Annotated in this window: 21 protein-coding genes; 11 read left to right on the top strand and 10 right to left on the bottom strand. The window is 62.4% G+C overall.

Translation table 11 applies throughout. The features are described from left to right. Window positions 1-125 precede the first annotated feature (125 nt). Window positions 126-1,280 (top strand): AI-2E family transporter, encoded by a 1,155-nt coding sequence (locus ACP2YP_RS23740; RefSeq protein WP_426418751.1) that lies wholly within the window; start codon window positions 126-128, stop codon window positions 1,278-1,280. Here ACP2YP_RS23740 and ACP2YP_RS23735 read toward each other — a convergent pair. Further along, complete coding sequence (locus tag ACP2YP_RS23735) at window positions 1,222-1,743, bottom strand: N-acetyltransferase family protein (protein ID WP_426418750.1); 522 nt, start codon at window positions 1,741-1,743, stop codon at window positions 1,222-1,224. The genes ACP2YP_RS23740 and ACP2YP_RS23735 overlap by 59 nt on opposite strands. Window positions 1,744-1,864: 121 nt before the next feature. Here ACP2YP_RS23735 and ACP2YP_RS23730 point away from each other — a divergent pair, with 121 nt between their 5' ends. From ACP2YP_RS23730 to fabI, 4 genes are read left to right on the top strand one after another with little or no spacing between them, the layout of a single operon-like run. Next, on the top strand, window positions 1,865-4,087 hold the full coding sequence (locus ACP2YP_RS23730; protein WP_426418749.1) for a DUF3141 domain-containing protein: 2,223 nt from the start codon (window positions 1,865-1,867) through the stop codon (window positions 4,085-4,087). Window positions 4,088-4,116: 29 nt separating this feature from the next. Continuing rightward, window positions 4,117-5,079, top strand: a complete 963-nt coding sequence (locus ACP2YP_RS23725; RefSeq protein ID WP_426418748.1) for a phosphate acetyltransferase — start codon at window positions 4,117-4,119, stop codon at window positions 5,077-5,079. Between the two features lie 5 nt (window positions 5,080-5,084). Beyond that, window positions 5,085-6,299 (top strand): acetate/propionate family kinase, encoded by a 1,215-nt coding sequence (locus ACP2YP_RS23720; protein ID WP_426418747.1) that lies wholly within the window; start codon window positions 5,085-5,087, stop codon window positions 6,297-6,299. Then, window positions 6,296-7,084 carry an enoyl-ACP reductase FabI gene (gene fabI / locus ACP2YP_RS23715; RefSeq protein WP_426418746.1) on the top strand — a complete coding sequence of 263 codons (789 nt, stop codon included), beginning with the start codon at window positions 6,296-6,298 and terminating at the stop codon, window positions 7,082-7,084. Before ACP2YP_RS23720 ends, fabI begins: the two co-directional genes overlap by 4 nt. Window positions 7,085-7,114: 30 nt before the next feature. On the opposite strand, the gene ACP2YP_RS23710 is transcribed toward fabI, so the two are convergent. The 5 genes from ACP2YP_RS23710 to ACP2YP_RS23690 form a co-directional block, all read right to left on the bottom strand. Next, window positions 7,115-7,573 (bottom strand): MaoC family dehydratase, encoded by a 459-nt coding sequence (locus ACP2YP_RS23710; protein ID WP_426418745.1) that lies wholly within the window; start codon window positions 7,571-7,573, stop codon window positions 7,115-7,117. A 12-nt stretch (window positions 7,574-7,585) separates the two neighbouring features. Continuing rightward, complete coding sequence (locus ACP2YP_RS23705) at window positions 7,586-8,236, bottom strand: 3-oxoacid CoA-transferase subunit B (RefSeq protein ID WP_426418744.1); 651 nt, start codon at window positions 8,234-8,236, stop codon at window positions 7,586-7,588. 4 nt (window positions 8,237-8,240) lie between these two features. Beyond that, a complete protein-coding gene (locus tag ACP2YP_RS23700; protein WP_426418743.1) occupies window positions 8,241-8,888 on the bottom strand; it encodes a CoA transferase subunit A in 648 nt (215 codons plus the stop codon). Window positions 8,889-8,964: 76 nt separating this feature from the next. Then, the gene (locus ACP2YP_RS23695; RefSeq protein ID WP_426418742.1) at window positions 8,965-9,579 is read right to left on the bottom strand and encodes a hypothetical protein; all 615 of its coding nucleotides are present in this window, start codon (window positions 9,577-9,579) and stop codon (window positions 8,965-8,967) included. After that, on the bottom strand, window positions 9,576-10,502 hold the full coding sequence (locus ACP2YP_RS23690) for an alpha/beta fold hydrolase (protein ID WP_426418741.1): 927 nt from the start codon (window positions 10,500-10,502) through the stop codon (window positions 9,576-9,578). The genes ACP2YP_RS23695 and ACP2YP_RS23690 overlap by 4 nt, the downstream gene beginning before the upstream one ends. A gap of 129 nt (window positions 10,503-10,631) precedes the next feature. Between ACP2YP_RS23690 and ACP2YP_RS23685 the strand changes: the two genes are divergently transcribed. Genes ACP2YP_RS23685 through ACP2YP_RS23670 form a run of 4 tightly spaced genes read left to right on the top strand, consistent with a single transcriptional unit; the run spans window position 10,632 to window position 14,719 of the window. Beyond that, window positions 10,632-13,139, top strand: a complete 2,508-nt coding sequence (locus tag ACP2YP_RS23685; protein ID WP_426418740.1) for an alpha/beta hydrolase — start codon at window positions 10,632-10,634, stop codon at window positions 13,137-13,139. 11 nt (window positions 13,140-13,150) lie between these two features. Then, window positions 13,151-14,014 carry an alpha/beta fold hydrolase gene (locus ACP2YP_RS23680; protein WP_426418739.1) on the top strand — a complete coding sequence of 288 codons (864 nt, stop codon included), beginning with the start codon at window positions 13,151-13,153 and terminating at the stop codon, window positions 14,012-14,014. Between the two features lie 45 nt (window positions 14,015-14,059). Further along, the gene (locus ACP2YP_RS23675) at window positions 14,060-14,236 is read left to right on the top strand and encodes a hypothetical protein (protein ID WP_426418738.1); all 177 of its coding nucleotides are present in this window, start codon (window positions 14,060-14,062) and stop codon (window positions 14,234-14,236) included. 15 nt (window positions 14,237-14,251) lie between these two features. After that, window positions 14,252-14,719, top strand: a complete 468-nt coding sequence (locus ACP2YP_RS23670) for a potassium channel family protein (RefSeq protein ID WP_426418737.1) — start codon at window positions 14,252-14,254, stop codon at window positions 14,717-14,719. On the opposite strand, the gene ACP2YP_RS23665 is transcribed toward ACP2YP_RS23670, so the two are convergent. After that, window positions 14,694-15,374 (bottom strand): helix-turn-helix domain-containing protein, encoded by a 681-nt coding sequence (locus tag ACP2YP_RS23665; protein ID WP_426418736.1) that lies wholly within the window; start codon window positions 15,372-15,374, stop codon window positions 14,694-14,696. The two genes, ACP2YP_RS23670 and ACP2YP_RS23665, sit on opposite strands and share 26 nt — an antisense overlap. A 277-nt stretch (window positions 15,375-15,651) precedes the next feature. On the opposite strand from ACP2YP_RS23665, the gene ACP2YP_RS23660 reads away from it, so the two are divergent. Both ACP2YP_RS23660 and ACP2YP_RS23655 read left to right on the top strand, forming a co-directional pair. After that, a complete protein-coding gene (locus ACP2YP_RS23660) occupies window positions 15,652-16,284 on the top strand; it encodes a response regulator transcription factor (RefSeq protein WP_426418735.1) in 633 nt (210 codons plus the stop codon). A gap of 200 nt (window positions 16,285-16,484) precedes the next feature. Further along, window positions 16,485-16,859 (top strand): response regulator transcription factor, encoded by a 375-nt coding sequence (locus tag ACP2YP_RS23655; protein ID WP_426418734.1) that lies wholly within the window; start codon window positions 16,485-16,487, stop codon window positions 16,857-16,859. Between the two features lie 21 nt (window positions 16,860-16,880). Here ACP2YP_RS23655 and ACP2YP_RS23650 read toward each other — a convergent pair whose 3' ends face one another. The 3 genes from ACP2YP_RS23650 to ACP2YP_RS23640 form a co-directional block, all read right to left on the bottom strand. Continuing rightward, a complete protein-coding gene (locus ACP2YP_RS23650; RefSeq protein WP_426418733.1) occupies window positions 16,881-17,432 on the bottom strand; it encodes an invasion associated locus B family protein in 552 nt (183 codons plus the stop codon). Between the two features lie 100 nt (window positions 17,433-17,532). Next, the gene (locus ACP2YP_RS23645; protein WP_426418732.1) at window positions 17,533-18,414 is read right to left on the bottom strand and encodes an alpha/beta hydrolase family protein; all 882 of its coding nucleotides are present in this window, start codon (window positions 18,412-18,414) and stop codon (window positions 17,533-17,535) included. A gap of 11 nt (window positions 18,415-18,425) precedes the next feature. Next, complete coding sequence (locus tag ACP2YP_RS23640) at window positions 18,426-20,114, bottom strand: aspartate:alanine exchanger family transporter (protein ID WP_426418731.1); 1,689 nt, start codon at window positions 20,112-20,114, stop codon at window positions 18,426-18,428. Window positions 20,115-20,160: the final 46 nt, after the last annotated feature.

Here is a 20,160-nt window from a genome sequence, read left to right as displayed (position 1 = left end):
CGACTGGTCGGCGGGAATCCGCTGCCGTTGCTGGCAGCTCGGCCTCCATAGATTGATCTGAATCAAGAGGACCTCCCGCAGAAGGGTACCCTTTAGACTGTCTGTCCACCGGTGAAAGAGCACCCTTGAAGTCGCTCCGCCAGCTCCTGTCCGCAGAAGATGTCATCCAGCTCGTGATCCGGCTCGGCTTGCTCGCCTTGTTGATCATCTGGACGTTCGTCATCATCCGTCCCTTCGTGCCGATCCTGACCTGGAGTGCCGTGCTTGCGGTCGCTTTCTTTCCGGTCTTCAACTGGCTCGCCAAGGGACTCGGCGGCCGCCCCCGAACGGCGGCGGCGATCCTCACGCTCATCACTCTGGCCATCGTCATCGGGCCTGCGACCTGGCTCGGCCTGAGCGCCATCGAGGGGATGAAGGACCTCGCAGGTCAGCTCGGCACCGGAGACCTCGCGCTTCAGCCGGCGCCCGAGCAGATCAAGGCATGGCCGCTCGTCGGTCCGCAGCTCTACGATCTCTGGAATCAGGCCACCACCAACATTCGTACGGTGCTGCGCGAGGTGGCTCCGTATCTGAAACCCTTGGCCGGGATCATGCTGTCGTTCGCAGGCGATGCCGGCGTCGGCACGCTCCAGTTTCTCCTGTCGGTCGTCGTGGCCGGCTTTCTCTTGCCTTACGGGCCGCAGCTCGTGGCAGCGATCCGTGGATTCCTGATCCGCATCGTGCCCGAGCAAAGTGAGCGCTTTCTGGAACAGGCGGGCGCGACCATCCGCGCGGTGGCCCAGGGCGTCATCGGTGTGGCGATCATTCAATCGCTGTTGGCCGGCATCGGCTTCAAGCTCGCAGGTATTCCGGCCGCCGGCTTGCTGGCATTCGTTGCTCTGCTGCTGTCGATCGTGCAGATCGGTCCATCCATCCTGCTCCTGCCGGTGATGATCTGGATCTGGATCGACAAGGACGTCACGACGGCGCTGCTGCTGACGGTGTATTTCGTGATCGTCGGCCTTCTCGACAACGTCCTGAAGCCGCTCGTCATGGGACGCGGTCTGAACACGCCAACGCTGGTTATTCTCATCGGTGTGATCGGCGGAACGCTCGCCCATGGCATCGTCGGCCTTTTCATCGGGCCGATTATCCTGTCGGTGGCATGGGAGTTGACCGTGGCCTGGATCCGCATCGACCGTACCGGGCCGATGGGAAAGGCGACGCGGCCTGACGCCGGGGTTAGCCAAGCTCCAATACAAGATGGACCGTTTGCGGGTCCCGACGCGCGGCGGGTTTGAAGCCAAATCTTTTGAATACTTTTAACATCGCCGTGTTCTCGGGCAGGACCTCCGCGGTCAATTCCCGCAGTTTGCCATGCCCTGCGATATCGATGAGGTGCCGGATCAGGAGCGAGCCGACACCGCGCCCTTGCCAGGCGTCAGTGACGACAAAGGCCATTTCGGCTCGTCCGGGCTCGAAGACAATGTAACGGCCGCCCCCGACGATCACTTGCTGGTCCATTTCCCGAGCAAGTGCGACGAGCGCGACGTGGTTGCTGAAATCGATCTGCATGAAAAATGTGCGTTCTCGCTCCGAGAAGTGGCGCTTCATGGCAAAAAAGCGGCGTTGCAACGATTGCGAGCTCGTGCGCTCGATTGCGCCGAGCATATCCGCCTCATCGTCGGAACGCAGCGCCCTGATCTCGACCGGGCTTCCATCCCTGAGACACTCGCGTGCCGCATAGCTTGGCGTCTCTGACATCGCGCACCGCTTGATACGCTGGGAATACCATCGTGCCAGGAAGCTCCCGACCTTGACCTAGATCAACATTCGCTTTCCGCAGGGCCCCTTGAATGATGCAGCGCGACAGCGAGGTCGGAATATGTCGATGGAAACTCCAAACCCGCCGGGCGGTCCCCTATCCGGGCTTGTCGCCTCAGGCGTCGAATACATGGTCGATGCGGGACAGCGCAGCGTGCTGTTTCTGGACGTCATGCGCCAACGCGGCGACCAGTACCGGGAGCATATCGCGCAAGCGGCTCCGCACGTCCTGCAATATACCGCGGAATTGATCATCGACGGGCGCAAGCTCGACGAGCCGGTGAACTACGCGCTGGTCCGCATCATTCCGCCCAAGGGCGTCGAGATCGACCTCGAGCGGCGCCCGTTCATCGTGGTGGATCCACGTGCCGGGCACGGTCCTGGAATTGGCGGGTTCAAGGCGGACAGCGAGATCGGCGTTGCTATGAAGGCAGGGCATCCCTGCTATTTCGTCGGCTTCCTGCCGGATCCGATGCCGGGACAGACCATCGAGCGCATCGCGCGCGCCGAAGCGCTGTTCATCGAGAAGGTCATCAGCCTCCATCCCCAGGCTGACGGCAAGCCCTGCGTGATTGGCAATTGCCAGGCTGGCTGGGCCGTCATGATCCTGGCCTCGCTGAGGCCAGAGCTGTTCGGTCCGTTGATCATCGCGGGCGCGCCGCTCGCCTATTGGGAGGGCGTGCATGGCAAGTATCCAATGCGCTATTCGGGTGGTCTGCTGGGCGGGAGCTGGCTCACCGCCCTGACGAGCGATCTCGGCGGCGGCAAATTCGACGGCGCCTGGCTCGTGCAAAACTTCGAGAACCAGAATCCATCGAACACGCTCTGGACCAAGCAATACAACGTCTATTCCAAGGTCGACACCGAGGCCGATCGCTATCTCGAGTTCGAGCGCTGGTGGGGCGGACACGTCAACCTGAATGCGGAGGAAATCCAGTTCATCGTCGATGAATTGTTCGTCGGCAACAATCTCGCCGCCGGGAACATCAAGATGTCCGATGGCGCGACCGTCGATCTGCGCAACATCAGATCGCCGATCGTGGTGTTCTGCTCGGAGGGCGACAACGTCACGCCGCCGCAGCAGGCGCTCAACTGGATCCTCGATTGCTATGCCGACGTCGACGAAATCCGGGCTTACGGTCAAACCATCGTCTATACTGTTCACGAAACCGTCGGTCATCTCGGCATCTTCGTGTCGGGCGGCGTCGCCAAGAAGGAGCACGCCGAGTTCTCCAGCAACATCGACCTGATTGATGTGCTTCCGCCCGGGCTCTACGAAGCGACTTTCGAGGCGAGAGGATCGGATACCCTCAATGCCGATCTCGCCGCCGGCCAATGGGTCATGCGCTGTGAGGCGCGGACCCTCGATGATATCCGCGCCATGGGCGGCAATTCGCCCGAGGACGAACGGCGGTTTGCGGCCGCCAAGCGCGTCTCCGAGCTCAATCTCGCCGCCTACCAGAAGTTCGTCCAGCCCTGGGTCAAATCCATGGTGACGCCGCAAATGGCGGAACTGGCGCGCAACATGCACCCGCTGCGGATGCAATACGAGGCCTTCAGCAGCCAAAATCCATGGATGTCCGCGGTGAAGTCCGTCGCCGAGAAGGTCGAGGACAACCGCAAGCCGGTCGGAAAGGACAATCCCTTCCTGGAATTCCAGGAGCAGATGTCCAAGCAGATCGTTCACGTGCTGGATAGCTGGCGGGACTCGCAGGAGGCGCTGAGTGAGGCGATCTTCCTCAACGTCTATGGCTCGCCGGCGTTGCAGGCAGCGGTCGGGATTGATCCGAAGTCCGAACCGTCGCGCCGGCGCGAGATGTCGGCCGAGCACCGTGCCATGCTCGAGAAGCGGATCGCCGAGCTGAAATCGAGGATCGGCGAAGGCGGCCTCCGCGAGGCGGCGCTCCGTGCGCTGCTCTATATCGGTTCAGCGCGCGGAATGGTCGATGAGCGGAGCATCGAGGCGCTGCGTCGGGTTCGGCACGATCATGCAGCAGAGCGGCTGACGCTGCCCGAATTCAAGATGCTGGTGCGCGAGCAATTTTTCATTCTACTGCTGGATCAAGAGGGGGCCCTGGCCGCCATCCCGAAAATGCTGCCCGACGACGTCAACCAGCGTCGTGCGGCAATCGCCGCAATGCGTGAGGTGCTGTCGGCCAGCGAGGACATCACCGGTGAGCGCGCGAACCGATTGAAGCGCGTTGCTGAGCTGTTCGGTGTGGATGCGGGAGGGGAGCCGGCTTCGAACGTTGCCCCTTTCGACCCCAAGGCGAGAGCATCGTAAGGCCGATTGGAAAGATTGGGAGCGACATCATGTCCGCCGACGCGACGCAAACGCAACGTCCCAGCAAATATGACCGCTTGATTGCGGCGGCCAAAGCCGTGCCCCCGGCTCCGACCATTGTCGTGCATCCCTGCGACGAGACCTCGTTGCGCGGTGCCGTCGACAGTGCAAAAGCCGGCATCATCCGGCCGATTCTGGTCGGCCCCGAAGGGAAGATCAAGGATACGGCCGCCCAGTTCGGTCTCGATGTCTCCGGCTATGAGGTCGTCGATGCCGCACACAGCGACGAGTCAGCCGCGAAAGGCGTCGAACTCATCCACGCCGCCAGGGGCGAAATGCTGATGAAGGGCAGCCTGCACACCGATGAGCTGATGCGCGCCGTCACCGCAAAGACCGGCGGCCTGCGCACCGATCGGCGCATCAGCCATGTCTTCGTAATGGACGTGCCGGCCTATGCCGAGACGATCTTCGTGACCGACGCGGCCATCAACATCTTTCCCGATCTCGACGCCAAGCGGGACATCATCCAGAACGCGATCGATCTCTATAACGAGGCCGGCTTCGGCAAATCGCCGCGCGTGGCGATCCTGTCGGCGGTCGAGACCGTCACCACCAAGATTCCATCGACGATAGAGGCGGCGGCGCTCTGCAAGATGGCCGACCGTGGCCAAATCACCGGCGGCGTGCTCGACGGGCCGCTGGCGTTCGACAACGCTATCGATGTCGAGGCGGCACGGATCAAGGGTATCAAATCCGAGGTCGCCGGTCGCGCGCAGATCTTGGTCGTACCCGACCTCGAATCCGGCAACATGCTGGCAAAAAATCTGGCCTACTTCGCCAAGGCCGACGGCGCTGGCATCGTGCTCGGTGCCCGCGTGCCGGTCGTCCTCACGTCGCGGGCGGATTCGCCTCGTGCGCGGATGGCATCCTGCGCGGTCGCCGCGCTGTACGCGCATGCGCGGCGACAAAGCGCACCAACTGTTGCCGCGTGACAGCCATGGACACGATCCTTGTCGTCAATGCCGGTTCGTCCAGCGTCAAATTCCAGATCTTCGCGATCGACGGCGAGGGAAGGCTGCGGCGACAGATCAAGGGGCAGATGGATGGCATCGGCAGCCGTCCGCGCCTGCGCGCGAGCGGCGCAAATGGCGATCCGATGGCGGACCGCGCCTATCCGATTGAAGCGGTCCCAGACATTCCGGCGGCCATGGCAGTTGCGGGCGAATGGCTGCGGGACGAGCTTCGGATCACCCCGATGGCGGTCGGCCATCGCGTGGTGCATGGCGGTCCGGACTACGACAGGCCGGTCCTGGTCGACCATGGCGTAGTCGCCCGCCTGGAACGGTTCGCCGCGCTTGCGCCGCTTCACCAGCCGCACAATCTGGCCCCGATCCGCTCGCTTCTCGCCAATTTTCCCGCGCTGCCGCAGGTGGCCTGCTTCGATACTGCATTTCATCGCACGCATAGTGCGGTGGCCGACCATTATGCAATTCCGCATCAGCTCCACGCCGAGGGCGTGCGGCGCTACGGATTTCACGGGCTCTCCTACGAGTATATCGCGAAGACATTGCCCCAGGTCGCACCGGATATCGCCAAAGGGCGGGTGATCGTCGCGCATCTTGGCAGCGGCGCATCGATGTGCGCGCTCAGGGACGGGCACAGTGTCGAGAGCACCATGGGCTTTACCGCGTTGGACGGGCTGCCCATGGGCACGCGCCCGGGACAAATTGATCCGGGCGTCGTGCTGTATCTGATTGCCGAAAAGGGAATGTCGGCTTCCAACGTCCAGAGCTTCCTCTATCGCGACTGCGGGTTGAAGGGGCTCTCGGGCGTCAGCAATGACATGCGCGAGCTGGAGGCCAGCGCAGACGGCAACGCGAAACTGGCGATCGACTACTTCGTCTATCGGATCGGGCTCAATGCCGGCATGCTTGCCGCTGCACTCCAGGGGCTCGACGCCTTCGTCTTCACAGCTGGCATCGGGGAAAATTCGATCAGCATCCGCTCGCGCATCGCCGAGGTGCTCGGCTGGCTCGGTGTGACGCTCGATCCGGCCGAAAATGCCCGCCATGCCCCGCTGATCTCACGTCCGGACAGTCGTATTCCCGTCTATGTCGTGCCGACAGACGAGGAGCTGATGATCGCGCAGCACACGTTGACGCTGCTGATGAACACGCCATCGTCCAACCCGAACCACGAGAGGGTGTCATGATTCCTGTATTCCCGGACAGCAAGGTCGCTCTGAAAGGAAAAAAAGGCCTCGTCGTCGGCATCGCCAACGACCAGTCGATCGCCTGGGGGTGCGCGAGGGCGTTTCGCGCGCTCGGCGCCGATCTTGCTGTCACCTACCTCAACGACCGCGCGAAGAAGCATGTCGAGCCGCTGGCGCAGGCGCTGGAGGCGCCGATCTTCATGCCCCTCGATGTGATGGTCGAGGGGCAGATGGAGCAGGTGTTCGAACGGATTGAGAAGGATTGGGGACAGCTCGATTTCCTGCTGCACTCGATCGCGTTCTCGCCGAAAGAGGCGCTGCACGGCCGCGTGGTCGACGTGAACCGCGACGGCTTCCTCAAGACGATGGACGTGTCGTGCTGGTCCTTCATGCGGATGGCCCATCTCGCCGAGCCACTGATGAAGAACGGCGGCACGATGTTCACCATGACCTATTACGGAAGCCAGCGAGTGGTTGAGAACTACAATGTGATGGGTGTGGCGAAAGCGGCGCTCGAAGCTGCCGTCCGCTACATCGCCGCGGAACTGGGCCCAAAGGGCATCCGTGTGCACGCGATCTCCCCTGGGCCGCTTGCAACGCGCGCGGCATCAGGCATCCCGGAGTTCGACGAGCTGATGGACAAGGCCCAGTCGACGGCGCCCTCGCGCAGTCTCGTCAGCATCGACGATGTCGGCAACGCCACCGCGTTTCTCGCGCTCGACGGCGCCAAGCTCATCACCGGCAGCGTTCTCTACATCGACGGTGGCTACAACATCGTGGATTGAGCGAATCCGGCGCGATTTTCGCCTTGTTGCTCAGCGATAGTGCAGGGCGATGAGTTCGGCGACGCAGGCGGGCTTCTTGCCGCCTTCGATCTCGATCACGAGATGGTAGTTCACGCGCAGGCCATCCGGCGGCACGTCTTCCGCTTCCGCGATCGTGACGCGGCCGCGAAGCTTGGAGCCCGCCGGCACCGGCGCCAGATATCGTATCCGGTCCGCGCCGTAGTTCAGCGTGTTACGCAGGCCCTTCAGGCCGATCACCGAGCGGATGAACAGCGGCGCAAGCGCCAGCGACAGCAGCCCGTGCGCGATGGTGGTGCCGCCCGGCAGTTCCTTCTTGGCACGCTCCTGGTCGACATGGATCCATTGCTCGTCGCAAGTCGCCTCCGCAAACTGGTTGATGCGATCCTGCGTCACCTCGATCCAGTCGCTGACGCCGATCTCGGTGCCGACACTGGACTTGATCTCGTTGAAGTCGCTGAATATTCGCATGGCGTGACCTCGTCAGATCTTCATTTCCGGCACGGAATCGGGCACGACGAGCTCGGCGTCCGTAACTGCCATCACCTCGCCGACGCTGACGCCGGGTGCGGTTTCCAGCAGCGTCGCCTTGCCGTCGGGGAAGGCGATGACGGCCATGTCGGTCACGACCAGGTTCACCGGTCGCGCCGACGTCAGCGGCAGCGTGCATTTGGCGACAATCTTCGACTTGCCCTTGGCGGCGTGCTGCATGGCGACAATCACGCGCTTGGCACCGGTGACGAGATCCATCGCGCCGCCCATTCCCGGCACCATCTTGCCGGGAATCATCCAATTGGCGAGATGGCCGTGCGCGTCGACCTGGAGACCGCCAAGCACGGTGACATCGACGTGGCCGCCGCGGATTAATCCGAACGACATCGCGCTGTCGAATGTGCAGGCGCCCGGCAGAGCGCTGATCGGCTTGCCTCCGGCGTCGGTCAGCGTCGGATGCGCCATGCCTTGCTCGGGGATCGGTCCAGTGCCGATCAGACCGTTCTCCGACTGGAAGAACACCTTGAGATCGGCCGGGATGTAATTCGCCACCAGGGTCGGGATGCCGATGCCGAGATTGACGAGGTTGCCGCTCCTCAGCTCCTTTGCGACGCGTCGGGCGATGATGGTCTGTGCATCCATGATCTCACCCGTTCGTAATGAGATAGTCGACGAGCGGTGCCGGCGTCACGACATGGTCCGGCGCTATGACGCCCACGGGCACGATGTGCTCTGCCGTGACGATCACGGTGTCGGCGGCCATGGCCATGACCGGATTGAAGTTGCGGGACGTCAGTGCGTAGGCAAGATTGCCGAGATAGTCGGCGAGAAAGGCATGCACCAGCGCGAACTGAGCCCGCAGCGCTGTCTCGAGCAGGAATGGCTTGCCGTCGACCTCGATCTGGCGCTTGCCTTCCGCGACCAGTGTGCCGACGCCCGTTGCTGTCAGAACGCCGCCGAGGCCGCATCCGCCCGAGCGGATTCGCTCGACGAACGTTCCTTGCGGAACGAGATCGACGGCGATCTGATTAGCCAACATCTGCTGCTGCGCCTTCGGGTTGAGGCCGATATGCGTTGCCGTCAGGCGCGAGACCAGCGCCGCGTCGAACAATTTGCCGACACCTTTGCCGGGAATCGCGGCGTCGTTGCAGATCAGCGAAAGGCCGTTCTTTTGCTGCCGGACCACTTCATCAAGCAGGCGCTCCGGTGTCCCGACACCCATGAACCCGCCGACCATGACGCTGGCGCCTGCCGGGATCATTGCAACGGCTTCTTCGACGGAAACGGCCCTCATGGCGGCAACTCCGGTCTCACGGTGGACGGCAGCGAGACGATGTTCGCCGGCTGTCACCGCATTCCTTTGATTTGCATCAAGGCTTCTCATCATTTGAATCGCGAGCGGCGATGCCTACGCTCTGGAGCATGTCGTGCCACAGCTTTCGCACCTCGGTGTGGCGCCGCTCCAGGGCGGAGCTGACGGCGTCGCGAAACGGTACGAGGTCGGGACCCTTCAGAGACAGGATTTGCGCCTGGAGCAGATGGCCACTTTCGAATTCGACGCGGCGCAGCGCCATTGCGAAAGGGTCGTTGGGATTGGCTTCCACCGGCAACAGTGCCGCCGGCCGGATTCCGGCGTGAATGGCATGGGCGAGCGTTGCAAGGCCGGCCGCCACCGCCAGGGGCCAGTTCGAAATCTCGTAGATCGGCGCAGGATACCAGGCGCTTTCCCAGCCCACGGCCATATAGCCCAGGCCGGGATCCGGCGCCCAACTCGTCGCGCGCAGCAACAGCGAGACGATTTCGGTCTCGCGGTAAAGCTGTGCGTTCAGTTCGGTCTGCCAGGCGGACTCGAGTTTTGTGGGCAAGGTAAATGCGAACTGTCGCGCCAGAGCGCCGTGGGCGGAGACGAGGAATGCGGCGACGCGCGTTTGCTGGTGCGGCGGCACGCGGCCATCGAAATCGAGGGGGCCGAAGAATCCGCTCATGTTGTCGTCCTCTGCACGGGGATGGCGCGGAGATGGTCGTAGCCCGTGGGAAACGGCGTGAGCTCGCCGCCGGGGTCTTCCGGCGCAATCCAGACCGCCTTGTTGCCTTGCCAACGCCCGGCCAGCACGTCGTCGGCGAAGCGTGCGAGCAGCTCGGCCGTAAGCGCGCCCTTCTCCAGCGTAAAGGCGTGATAGGCCCTCGGGACGATCACCAGCGAGCTGTTGGGGATTTCGGCCCGCAGGGTCTCGTGCAGGGCGCGCGGCGTCAGGAAGTCGAATTCGCCGTTCAGGATCATCGTCGGCACGGCGATCGACGACAGTCTAGGCGTCAGCGGCTGGAAGTCGAGGAAGGACTCCATCAGGTTTTGAAGGGCGTAGACGTCGTTGACCAGCCAGCCCTGCCGTTTCACGCTGCCGAGCTTGTCCAGCAGCGGCTTCAGCCACTCGTCAGACAGGTTCATCGGCAGCAGGAGATCCTGGAGGTAGCTCGTACCGCCCAGGATCAGGCCAGTGCGCAAGGCGTTGCCGATCAGAAGCAGTTGCGGCGAAAGCTCCGCAAAGCAGCTCATCGGCACCAGGCCGGAGAGGCGCGCGCCATGCTCTATCGCATAGCGTAGCGCAATCAGGCCGCCAAAGCTGATGCCGCTCAGGAAGATTGGACCATCGCCGAGCTCTCCGATCAGCAGATGAAGAGCAGCGACCTGATCGTCCTGGCTGATGAAGAGGGTCGGCTTGTCTGAGCCGCCCTGGCCGAGCAGATCGAAGGTCGCGACGCGAAAACGCCGCGCCAGCAGGGCCTCGCGATAGGCGGCCCATAGCTCGGCATATTGCGTGAGCCCGTTCACCAGCACATAGGCGGGAGCATCCGCCGGCCCGTCGAGCTCATAGCGGATCCGATATGAGCCGTGACTGAGGAAGGGCATTGCGGGGACTGCGCCTCGTTTTGATGTCCCGATCCTCAACTTCCGCAAGGGCAATTCATTGAGCTAAGTCAAGACTCGTCCGGTCGTCCTGCCTAGCCTTCGGCCAAAATCCCCAAGGAGGAATCCGTCATGACCGGAAGACGTTTCGTGAAGCGCTACGTCCTCAGCCTGATCTTGGTGCTAGTCGGCACGTCTCTCGCGATTGCACAACCCTTCACCCGTCGCTCGTCGCAGATGCAGCATGACGGTTTGAAGAAATATTACGAGATCGCCAACTTCCGCCTGGGTGGGAAGTACGATTTGAACGATCCCTCCAAGTGGGAGAACGGCGGAGAGGGCGGTGTCACGCTGGAATCGCTTGGCGGCGGCAAGCTGCGCACGGCCTATATCGCAATCGGCAGTGCGCGGCGCAACGCGGCCGGTGAGATCACCAATGCAGTGATCATCAACTCCTATTATTCCGGCGACTCTACCGACATGTACGAGCAGTGGGTCAAGGGTGCGGCCCTGTCGGGCGGCGTACCCGTGATCGGACCTGGCCGGCCGATCGATACCGATCGCTACTACGTCATCATGGTCGATCCGCTCGGCACCTGGGGCGCCAGCAAGCCGTCCGACGGGCTCGGCATCAAATTCCCGCAATACAGCTACTACGACATGGTGCAGGCGAACTACCGCATGCTGCGCGACGGTCTGAAGGTCGCGCACGCCGCGCTGGTCACCGGCGTCTCGATGGGCGGCACGCAGACCTATGTCTGGGGCGTCATGCATCCGGAGTTCATGGGCGGACTGATGCCGATCGGCGGCACCACGCAGTCGGACGCCGGGGACCCCGTCGGCAACTGGACCTTCCAGTTGATGACGGCGGCGATCGAGTCGGACCCGGTGTGGCAGGCTACCAAGGGCGATTACTATAAGCTGCCCAAGGAAAAGCACCCTCTGCCAGGCATGGCGTTCGGCTGGTCGGTGCTCGGCCTGACCGGTTATGACTTCGGCTACCGGACGACCCAGAGCTTTGTGTCGGTGCAGCCGGAGGTCTTCTACTGGGACCCGCCGAACGAGAAGGCCGGTCTCAACGTGATGAATCGCTCGAAACTGTATGACGCTGTCGACCTGGTGTGGCGTAACCGCGTCGGTGAAGCCCACAACGTCAATGATTATCTCGGTAGCATCCGGGCGCGCACATTGGTGATGCACATCACCAACGACCTCTGGCTGAACTTCAAGCTGGCCCAGAAGGCCGTCGATCGCGTGCCGGGCGCCGACCTGATTTCCGAGGAGAGCCCGGTCGCGCATTACGGCGTGTTCCCGCTGATCAACAACCGCAAGAACGATCCGAAGTTCGTCTCCTTCATGGACGACGTTGCGAGCCTCGACCGGGCCCAGAAGTTCGAGGACAAGAACTTTCGTGTGCCGGGCGTTGCCGAGAACATCGATCCGAAGAAGTCGTTCTGGAAGGATTTTGTGACGTATCCCTATCCGGTCAAATACGCGACCGCGAAGGACAAGGGCGGCACGCCCTGGCAGATCGGCTACATGGACGAATATGCCGGCACCGACAAGGATCCGAAGGTGCTCGTCATCATCCATGGCAAGGGCGCCTTCGGCGGGCACTACGGCAACATCATGCAATATGCCCTGCGCAGCGGTCTGCGCGTCATCGTGCCCGACCTGCCGCATTACGGCATGTCCGGGCCCGGTAATCTCGACAAGAGCCCGGCGCGCACCATGCAAGACATGCGCGAGGTCATCTATGACCTCGTGGTCAATCAGCTCGGGGTCAAGAAGGCGTACTATCTTGGCCACTCGCTTGGCGGTCAGTTCGTGATGGGTTATGCCCTGACGTGGCCGGATGCGGTGCAGGGCCTTGCGCTCGAGGCGCCATCAGGCCTTGAGGAATATCCGCGTGATATTACCGTTGCCAAGGACAAGAAGCTTCGGCTGTTCGACCCGGCGTTCGACCACGACTTCGACAAATGGAAGGCGACCTGGGACCAGACCGGCATCCTGGCCGCGGAGTTGGGGCGTTCGGAGCAGAACATCCGCGACTTCTTCTATTTTAGGAAGCGTGACCCGGAGACCGGCGCTGTGTCGGCGGCCAAGAGTGGTTATTTCTTCAGCGACAGTGAATATGCCCGCTTCCACACCGAGCAGCGCGTCGGGTTGACCAAGGGCAATCCGAAGGAGCTCGAGCAGTGGTGCAACGTCTTCATCTACGACGTCTATACGATCGGGGCGGAGCTGCAGCAGGACGATCCGAAGAACCTTTACGAGCGCCTGACCCAGATCAAGGCGCCAATCTTCCTGGCGTTCGGGGACAAGGAGCCGTTCATCCCGACGCCGGCGTTCAACGGACTGACCGATCTCGGGCGCGATGTCATCACTCCGTTCATGTCGCGCATGACCAATGCGGGCAACCGGCCGATGCTCAAGATCTATCCGGACACCGGTCATTTCATCCACACGGACAATCCGGTCGAGTATTCCGCCGATGTGGTCGACTTCGTGACCAGGGGAACGGTGGACACCTCATCGCCGCTCGGCACCGACCGGATGATCAAGGGAGCCGTAGTATCGGCGCTACCGGTGGCGCCGACGCCGCCCGGCGCCGCGCCGACGGCCGGCCTGAACAAATAGGGTCGCCTCTCATGTCAAGGGTGCAGGCCGGTGAGGTCCAGCTAGGCTGGCGAGGGTGGGGTGAGGGCGACGTCACCGTCGTCTTCATCCACGGCAATCTTGCCAGCAAGGACTGGATCGAGCTCGCTGCACCGTTGTTTCCCGCCGGGCTGCGCGTGATCGGACTTGACTGGCGCGGCTGCGGCGAAAGCGACCGGCCGAAGCCCGCCGTCGACTACACCAACTACTCCATGCAGCAGCATGCGCTGGACATGTTGGCAGCGCTCGACACGCTGGGCATTAAATTCTGCCACCTCGCCACCCATTCGACCGGCGGCATCATCGCCGCGCGGATGCTGTTGATGCAGCCGCAACGGTTCGGCCGGGTCTTCGCGCTCGATCCAGTTACACCACTGGGCATGTCCTTCAATGCGGACCAGATCGGCCTTTTCCGCGCAATGATGGCGAGCAAGCAACTGACGCGGACGGTGATGGCCACCGCCGCGTCCTCGCTGTTTGTGCCGGAAAGCATGGCGGCGAGTGAGATCCCACGCTTCCGCGAGGGGCTCGGCGAGATTGAGGCGCTGTTCGACCGGATCATCGAGCAGACCTTTGGGGTCTCGGAGGGCATCTGGATCGGGACGCCGGTCAATCTCACCCGCGAGCGTGAGAGCAGGGATTTGGAACGCAGGATGCCGGAAATCTGGCATCCGCATCTAGTGCTCTGGGGCGAGCGCGACGGATGGATTCCGCCGGCCGATCTGCGGGTCATGGCGGCAGCGATGCCGGACTGCCGGCTCGTGGTCGTGCCCGGCATCGGGCATTCGATGAATCTCGAGCTGCCGGCGCTCTACGCCGGTTATTTCGGCGCATGGTTCGGAGGACTAGCGAAATAGCCGTTTTCACAGTTGCAACAAAGACAATGTCAAACGGGGATCATCATGGCTGAAACCACCAAACTCTCGGTTGAGAAGGCACTCGAAAAACTGCGCAAGAGCGATCAGCCGAAATCAAAGAATGACCGGCGGGACGAGAAAGCCGACGCGTTCAATGAAGAGATAAGGCGCATGAGAGTTCAAAGACAGCGCCTCGATCGTAAACCTGGTAAGAACAGCTGAAGCCTGCTCGGCCCGATGACGCTACAGTTCCTCCTCGGCGGCCTCGTCAGTGCGATCAACATCATGATCCACGCGTTTGTGACCGTCGGCGCGGTCGGGATGGCTCGTTCGGCCGGGTTACGACACACGGTATGGCCGAGATCTCACCTGATGGCCGTGATGGTCGGAACCGCTGCCGCGCTGATGGTCGCACATACGCTCGAGGTCTTGGTCTGGGCGCTGGCCTACGCGGTCGTCGGCGCCGCGCCGGAAGGCAGCGATCTTCTCTATTTCGCCTTCGTCAACTACACCACGCTTGGCTATGGCGATATCACGCCTGTGCAGGCCTGGCGGCTGACGGGGCCGATGACCGCGATGAACGGCATTCTGATGTTCGGCTGGTCTACAGCCGTGCTGTTCGAGGTGCTGCGCAAGACGCTGGAGCACCTGGCGTCAATTGCGCCGGCGGGATCCGACTTCAGTTCTGAAGATCGAGGCCACTGAGCTGCCGTCTATCGAGAAGCACGATCTGGCGCTGAGTGTTGCCGACGAAGCCGAGAATGCCGAGTTCGTGAAGGCGCGAGAGCGACCGCGATACGGTTTCCAGCGTCAGGCCGAGGTAGTCTGCAATATCGCGCCGCGACATCGGCAGCGCCATGACGCCCGCGGCCGTCAGTCGTACGTCCATCTCGAGCAGGAAGGCAGCGACCTTCTCCAGCGAGGTCTTGCGGCCAAGCAGAAGCATGTGATCTTCGGCGTGCTGGAGATTATTGGTAGTCATGCTGAGCAGGTTCTTGGCCACCATGGCATCGCTCCCGGCCACGATCTCCAGGCTTTGCCGTTTGATCAGCCGAACCGTGGTTTCGACGATCGCCTCCGCCGTGAAGCGGTGGACGCCGCCGTTCTCCAGCCCGAAGATGTCGCCCACGAGGTGAAACGCGCCGATCTGACGGCGGCCGTCCGAGAGAAGCTTGTAGCTTCGCACCGCTCCACTCCTGACCTGGTAGACGTACTCGGCCGGCTCCTTCTCGCCGTAGATTTCGGTACTTTTTTTGTAGGTAAATTCGTTTAAATTGACCAGCGGATTTGAATCGCTTGTCATCCCGAGATCGCGGAGTGAATTTGGGCGGGCCGGATCCGTCGTGACGCGAACGAACATAGGCCAACTCCTGAACTGATCATTCGGATTGGTCGTTTGCCTTGAAATTCCCGGAGTGCGCCGCGCTATCCCACTCCCGCACAGGTTGGATACGACGAAGGACGTATTCTTAACTATTGTACCAAAGGGCAGTGCGGAAATATCCTGCACGGAATGAGAAGCGGCAGTGCCGTTGCCGCAATTGACGAGTGAGTTCTATAGTTGCGGGTAAAGATTTCATGTCTTCGACATTGATTGGCTAGTTGAGTGCAGTCGCCGCGATCAGTGTGAGGTGAAATTGCCCGGCCTCGTGCATGTGGTAGACGACGACATTTCGTTTCAGACGGCGATCGAGCGCCGATTGAAACTCGCTGGCTATGACGTCGCCACTTACGCGTCAGCCCAGGAATTGCTGGATCGATTGCCGAGCGATCGAGATCCGGGCTGTATTCTGCTGGACGTGCGGATACCGGGGATCAGTGGTCTCGAGCTCCAAAGCAAGCTCATCGATCTCGGGTCGACACTGCCGATCGTCTTCCTTACGGGTCATGCAGATACAGCGACGACGGTGCGGGCGATCAAGGCCGGCGCGGAGGATTTCTTGACCAAGCCTGTGTCCTCGGAACACCTGATCGACGCGATCGCGCGCGCAATGACCCGGCAGGAAGCCACGCTTAGTCAGCGAACCAAGCTCGAGTCGTTGCGGGCACTGGTAGACGCGTTGACCCCGCGTGAGCGGCAGGTGTTCGATCTGATCGTGCGCGGCAAGCTCAACAAGCAGGTCGCCTTCGAGCTTGGAAACACCGAGCGCACCGTCAAGGCGCATCGCCATCAGGTGATGGAGAAGATGAACGTGCACTCGCTTGCGGAGCTGGTTTCGATCGCCGAACGGCTTGGGCTGCTCGAAACGAAGGATGAGTCGCGCGGCTAATCCATTTACCTGTCCGCCGTCAGGCCACCATCAGCTCGACCTGTACCAAGGGACAATATGATAGTTTATTGACAGTTCACGCAGGGGGTGCGCAATCATCTTGGCGCCAGTCGGCTCGCAAAGCAGATCAGAACTTTGAAACAGGCCGCAGAGCCAATTCATGCTCATGTAGTTCGCTTGATCGCCGAAGGTCGCTCATTTTGCCGGCACGCAACGCCATTTTCGTCGTCGACGATGACCCCTCTATGCGTAAGGGCCTAAGAAGACTGCTGCGCGAGCATGGGTTCAATGTCGAGTTGTTCGAGTCTGGCGACGCGCTTCTGGGCCAGGGCGATTGTGGCGAAGCATTTTGCATCATCCTGGATATTCAGCTGAGTGACGCGTCCGGTATTGATGTCCGCCGGCGGCTGACTGAGATGGGCGTCACTGCGCCGGTCATCTACATCACCGGCAACGACAGTCCGACGAACCGCTCAGCCGCGATCGCATCGGGATGCCTTGCCTACCTGACAAAACCGTTTGCGGCGCAGTCGCTCATTGAGCCCGTGGAAAGAGCGCGACAAGGGATCGCCTAGCGCCAAGGACATCTCAAACTCTCATTCATCGATGTCTTGTTGGATGGTTCGTGCCGGCGCGCCCTTGTGGATGGCGGCGAACTGGCCGAGCGGCATCGACGTCGCCAGAGCCAAGAGATTGGAATCGACCACCTCCAGAGCCAGCATCTTCCCAGACTCCATGTCTTCAATGAACTTGGGATTCGCGACGTCGGCAGCGATGCAGAGATTGGTGACGCACCACGTGTACGGCACCTGATAAGCCGTCCCTTGGTCGACAGTCAGCTTGACGGGGTGTTGCAGGAACATGCCGACGGGCACGAATAATTGCACCCGCGCGGTGTTGTCACCCTCGCGTTCTATCAGGTCGACGCGCACGGCCATTTGACCGGTGGGGAACGTGCCCGTGATCGACGTCCGGCAAACCGTCTTGGCGCCGCCGGGCGCGAAGCAGAGTTTTCGCCACTCGCCGTAAGTGATGTCCTTTACGTCGCGCTGTCCGCGCGGAGCGACCTCCGGACGAGCAAGCGCATTGCTAGGTACAGCGTCCCGGGCGGCGACAGCGCCCGCAATCGACACCAGCAGCAGGCTCAAGAGCGAGGTCCTGCAACGGCGCCGTGACGGGCGCCATGACGGAAGTCCCGTGCGGAGTGAGTGTGTCATGGTCACGCCTCCAGACGTCGCGTTCTGTTGTCTATCGATGCTCGTCGAGGAAATTCACCACCAATGGCGACCAGATCGGAATGGCGTCGGGTGAGCCGATGAAGAAATGGCCTTCATTGCCGAAAGGCGGCATTAGATGGTATTCGGCCCTGCCGCCTGCGGCGCTAAAGGCCGCGTACATCCGCTTGGATAGAGCAGGGCCGAAGAACGTATCGTTCTCGATATAGATCCACAACATCGGCACCCGCGACGTGTGGCCGAAATCGGCAGTCGCTTCGACGAGCTTGTCCGGCGCGCAGTTATTGTTGGGCTTGCCGCCGACACGGCCGCCACGGCCTGCGGCAAAGGTGATGATGGCTTTTACCTGCGGCGGGTTCAGGCTCGACAGCGCGATGGACGCCCAGCCGCCGGCGGATTGCCCGACGACGATGACATCCTTGGGCACGATACGCTTCTCGGCAGCCAGGTAGTCGATGATCCAGAGATCGACCTGCGCGACCGCAAGTCCGGCATCATGGAAATTGGGATTGCTGCACTTGCCGACCTTAGAGAAGAACGGGCCATAGATGCCGCGCTCGGGGATATCGATCGCCGATGCGCCATAGCCGGTGCCGACCGGCGCCACCACGAGATAGCCGCGCCTCGCAAACCACTTGGCGGCGTCGCGGAATTCGACGAGCGGAAAGAAGCTGCGATCAGTCGGATTGAGCGATACGCCGTGATTCATGATCACGAGCGGGAACGGACCGTCGCCGACCGGACGCACCAGATAGGCCAACATCGGGAGCGGCAATGGCAGGGCCCAGATCTCCTCCTGGATGCGGATGTCGTCCTCGGCGCGCGCAGGCGCGACGAAGGTGGCAAGGAGGAGCAGCGTTGCTGCCAAGTTCCGCAAAGCCGGGCCGGTGGACATGGCGACCTCCCTCAGCCGGTAAAAGTGGCGGCCACGATGATCGGGCCGAGCACGGTCAGAACGACGTTGCCGATGGCATAGGGCACGGCGACACCGAGCACCGGCGTCTGGCTCCCGGCGACCTCGCAGGCCCCGGTGACGGCGGCGTCGACGGTCATCGCGCCGGCCAGCGCGCCGCAGGTGATGACCGGGTTCATGCGCAGCACGTGGTGGGCAAACAGCGTCGCAACGATCAGCGGCACCAGCGTGATGACGAGGCCCATGCCGACCAGCAGCAGCCCGTGCGCCTGGATCGCGGCCCAGGCGGCGGCGCCGTTGCCAAGCCCGATCGCCGCGATGAAGCCGCCGAGCCCGAGGTCGCTCAGCGTCTGCTGCGCAGCGGGCGGAATTGCCCCCAGGGTCGGCCGGCGCGAGCGCAGCCAGCCGCAGACGAGGCCGGCGATCAGCGCGCCGCCGCCGCCGCCGAGCGTCAGTGCGATGTTCCCGACCTTAAAGCTGAACAGGCCGGCGAGCAGACCCGCGGCGATGCCGGCGGCAAGGAACGCGATGTCGGTGCGATCGCCCGAACGCAGGATCTGGCCGACATTCGCGGCTGCGCGCTCGATATTGCGGGTGTTGCCGACCAGCGTCATGACGTCGCCGACATAGACCCGCGTATCCGCGCTCAAGGGCACTTCGCGTCCCATGCGAGTCAGCGCGCGCAGGAAAACGCCGCGCGCGCTGGCGCCGACCCGCTCTGCAACGTCCCTCACGGGACGGCCATGGAGCTTGCGGTTGTCGACCAGCACCTCGATCACGTTGCCCGGGATCGTCTTCAGTATTTCGTCGGCATCGATCTCGGCGCCGATGACAGGCTTGGCTGCCACGATGACTGCCGTGCGCCCGGCGATGACGATGTCGTCGCCGGCCTCGAGCACGGTGTCCAGATGCGGTTCGACGTCGAGGCCCTGACGGACGATGCGCTCGACGACGGTACGGCTGCCGATCTCCTCCTCGATGTCCTTGACGGAGCGGCCGGCGCCGGTCGAGACGCGATAGGCGCGCGCCTGGAACTTTCGATAGGAGAGATTCTCGGTGTGCGGTGGGTCACCGCCGGAGAGCTCCGCCTCAAGCTTCTTCGCCTCCACCTTCAGGTCGATCCGCATCAGCTTTGGCGCGACGAACGGCACATAGAGTAGCGTGAGAATATATCCGAGCACGTAGGTGACGGCATAGCCGGCCGCGATATTCGCTTCCTGTTGCTCCAGCACATTCTTCGGCAGACCGAGTTGAGCCAGCGCCCCTGACGCCGTGCCGATGACGGAGGATTGCGTCAGCGCACCGGCAGCGATGCCCGAAGCGGTGCCGGGATCGAGCCCGAAGCTATAGGCGAATAGCAGCACGATGACGAGCCCGATACCGCCCAGCACGAGCGCCATGGCGACCTGCGCGAGCGTGCGGATGCTGAGCGAGGCAAAGAACTCCGGTCCCGACTTGTAGCCGATCGTGAACACGAACAGGCTGAACAGGACCACGCGCAGCAGCGACGGAAACGTAAAGGTCCCAAGCTGTCCGATCAGCACGGCGACGATCAGGATGCAGGCCGTGGTGCCGATTGCAAAGCCGCGGACCTTGATGCGGCCGAGGATGGTGCCTATGGCGACGGCCAGCAGCAAGAAGATTTCGGGAGCAGTGGATATGGTCCACCTGAGAGTATCCATGGTCGCATTTCCCCCGGCGCCTTTGCAGCTATTTGAGTCCTGGAAC

This window comes from Bradyrhizobium genosp. A, from assembly GCF_049949275.1.
GTDB lineage: Bacteria > Pseudomonadota > Alphaproteobacteria > Rhizobiales > Xanthobacteraceae > Bradyrhizobium.
Note: the sequence above shows the minus strand (reverse complement) of the source record. Positions and strands in the feature narration are given on the sequence as shown.

Excerpts from the sequence above, each read along its gene's own strand:
- ACP2YP_RS23735 (WP_426418750.1), bottom strand. The coding sequence starts at position 1,743 with ATGTCAGAGACGCCAAGCTATGCGGCACGCGAGTGTCTCAGGGATGGA.
- ACP2YP_RS23730 (WP_426418749.1), top strand. The coding sequence starts at position 1,865 with ATGTCGATGGAAACTCCAAACCCGCCGGGCGGTCCCCTATCCGGGCTT.
- ACP2YP_RS23725 (WP_426418748.1), top strand. The coding sequence starts at position 4,117 with ATGTCCGCCGACGCGACGCAAACGCAACGTCCCAGCAAATATGACCGC.
- ACP2YP_RS23720 (WP_426418747.1), top strand. The coding sequence starts at position 5,085 with ATGGACACGATCCTTGTCGTCAATGCCGGTTCGTCCAGCGTCAAATTC.
- fabI (WP_426418746.1), top strand. The coding sequence starts at position 6,296 with ATGATTCCTGTATTCCCGGACAGCAAGGTCGCTCTGAAAGGAAAAAAA.
- ACP2YP_RS23710 (WP_426418745.1), bottom strand. The coding sequence starts at position 7,573 with ATGCGAATATTCAGCGACTTCAACGAGATCAAGTCCAGTGTCGGCACC.
- ACP2YP_RS23705 (WP_426418744.1), bottom strand. The coding sequence starts at position 8,236 with ATGGATGCACAGACCATCATCGCCCGACGCGTCGCAAAGGAGCTGAGG.
- ACP2YP_RS23700 (WP_426418743.1), bottom strand. The coding sequence starts at position 8,888 with ATGAGGGCCGTTTCCGTCGAAGAAGCCGTTGCAATGATCCCGGCAGGC.
- ACP2YP_RS23695 (WP_426418742.1), bottom strand. The coding sequence starts at position 9,579 with ATGAGCGGATTCTTCGGCCCCCTCGATTTCGATGGCCGCGTGCCGCCG.
- ACP2YP_RS23690 (WP_426418741.1), bottom strand. The coding sequence starts at position 10,502 with ATGCCCTTCCTCAGTCACGGCTCATATCGGATCCGCTATGAGCTCGAC.
- ACP2YP_RS23685 (WP_426418740.1), top strand. The coding sequence starts at position 10,632 with ATGACCGGAAGACGTTTCGTGAAGCGCTACGTCCTCAGCCTGATCTTG.
- ACP2YP_RS23680 (WP_426418739.1), top strand. The coding sequence starts at position 13,151 with ATGTCAAGGGTGCAGGCCGGTGAGGTCCAGCTAGGCTGGCGAGGGTGG.
- ACP2YP_RS23675 (WP_426418738.1), top strand. The coding sequence starts at position 14,060 with ATGGCTGAAACCACCAAACTCTCGGTTGAGAAGGCACTCGAAAAACTG.
- ACP2YP_RS23670 (WP_426418737.1), top strand. The coding sequence starts at position 14,252 with ATGACGCTACAGTTCCTCCTCGGCGGCCTCGTCAGTGCGATCAACATC.
- ACP2YP_RS23665 (WP_426418736.1), bottom strand. The coding sequence starts at position 15,374 with ATGTTCGTTCGCGTCACGACGGATCCGGCCCGCCCAAATTCACTCCGC.
- ACP2YP_RS23645 (WP_426418732.1), bottom strand. The coding sequence starts at position 18,414 with ATGTCCACCGGCCCGGCTTTGCGGAACTTGGCAGCAACGCTGCTCCTC.
- ACP2YP_RS23640 (WP_426418731.1), bottom strand. The coding sequence starts at position 20,114 with ATGGATACTCTCAGGTGGACCATATCCACTGCTCCCGAAATCTTCTTG.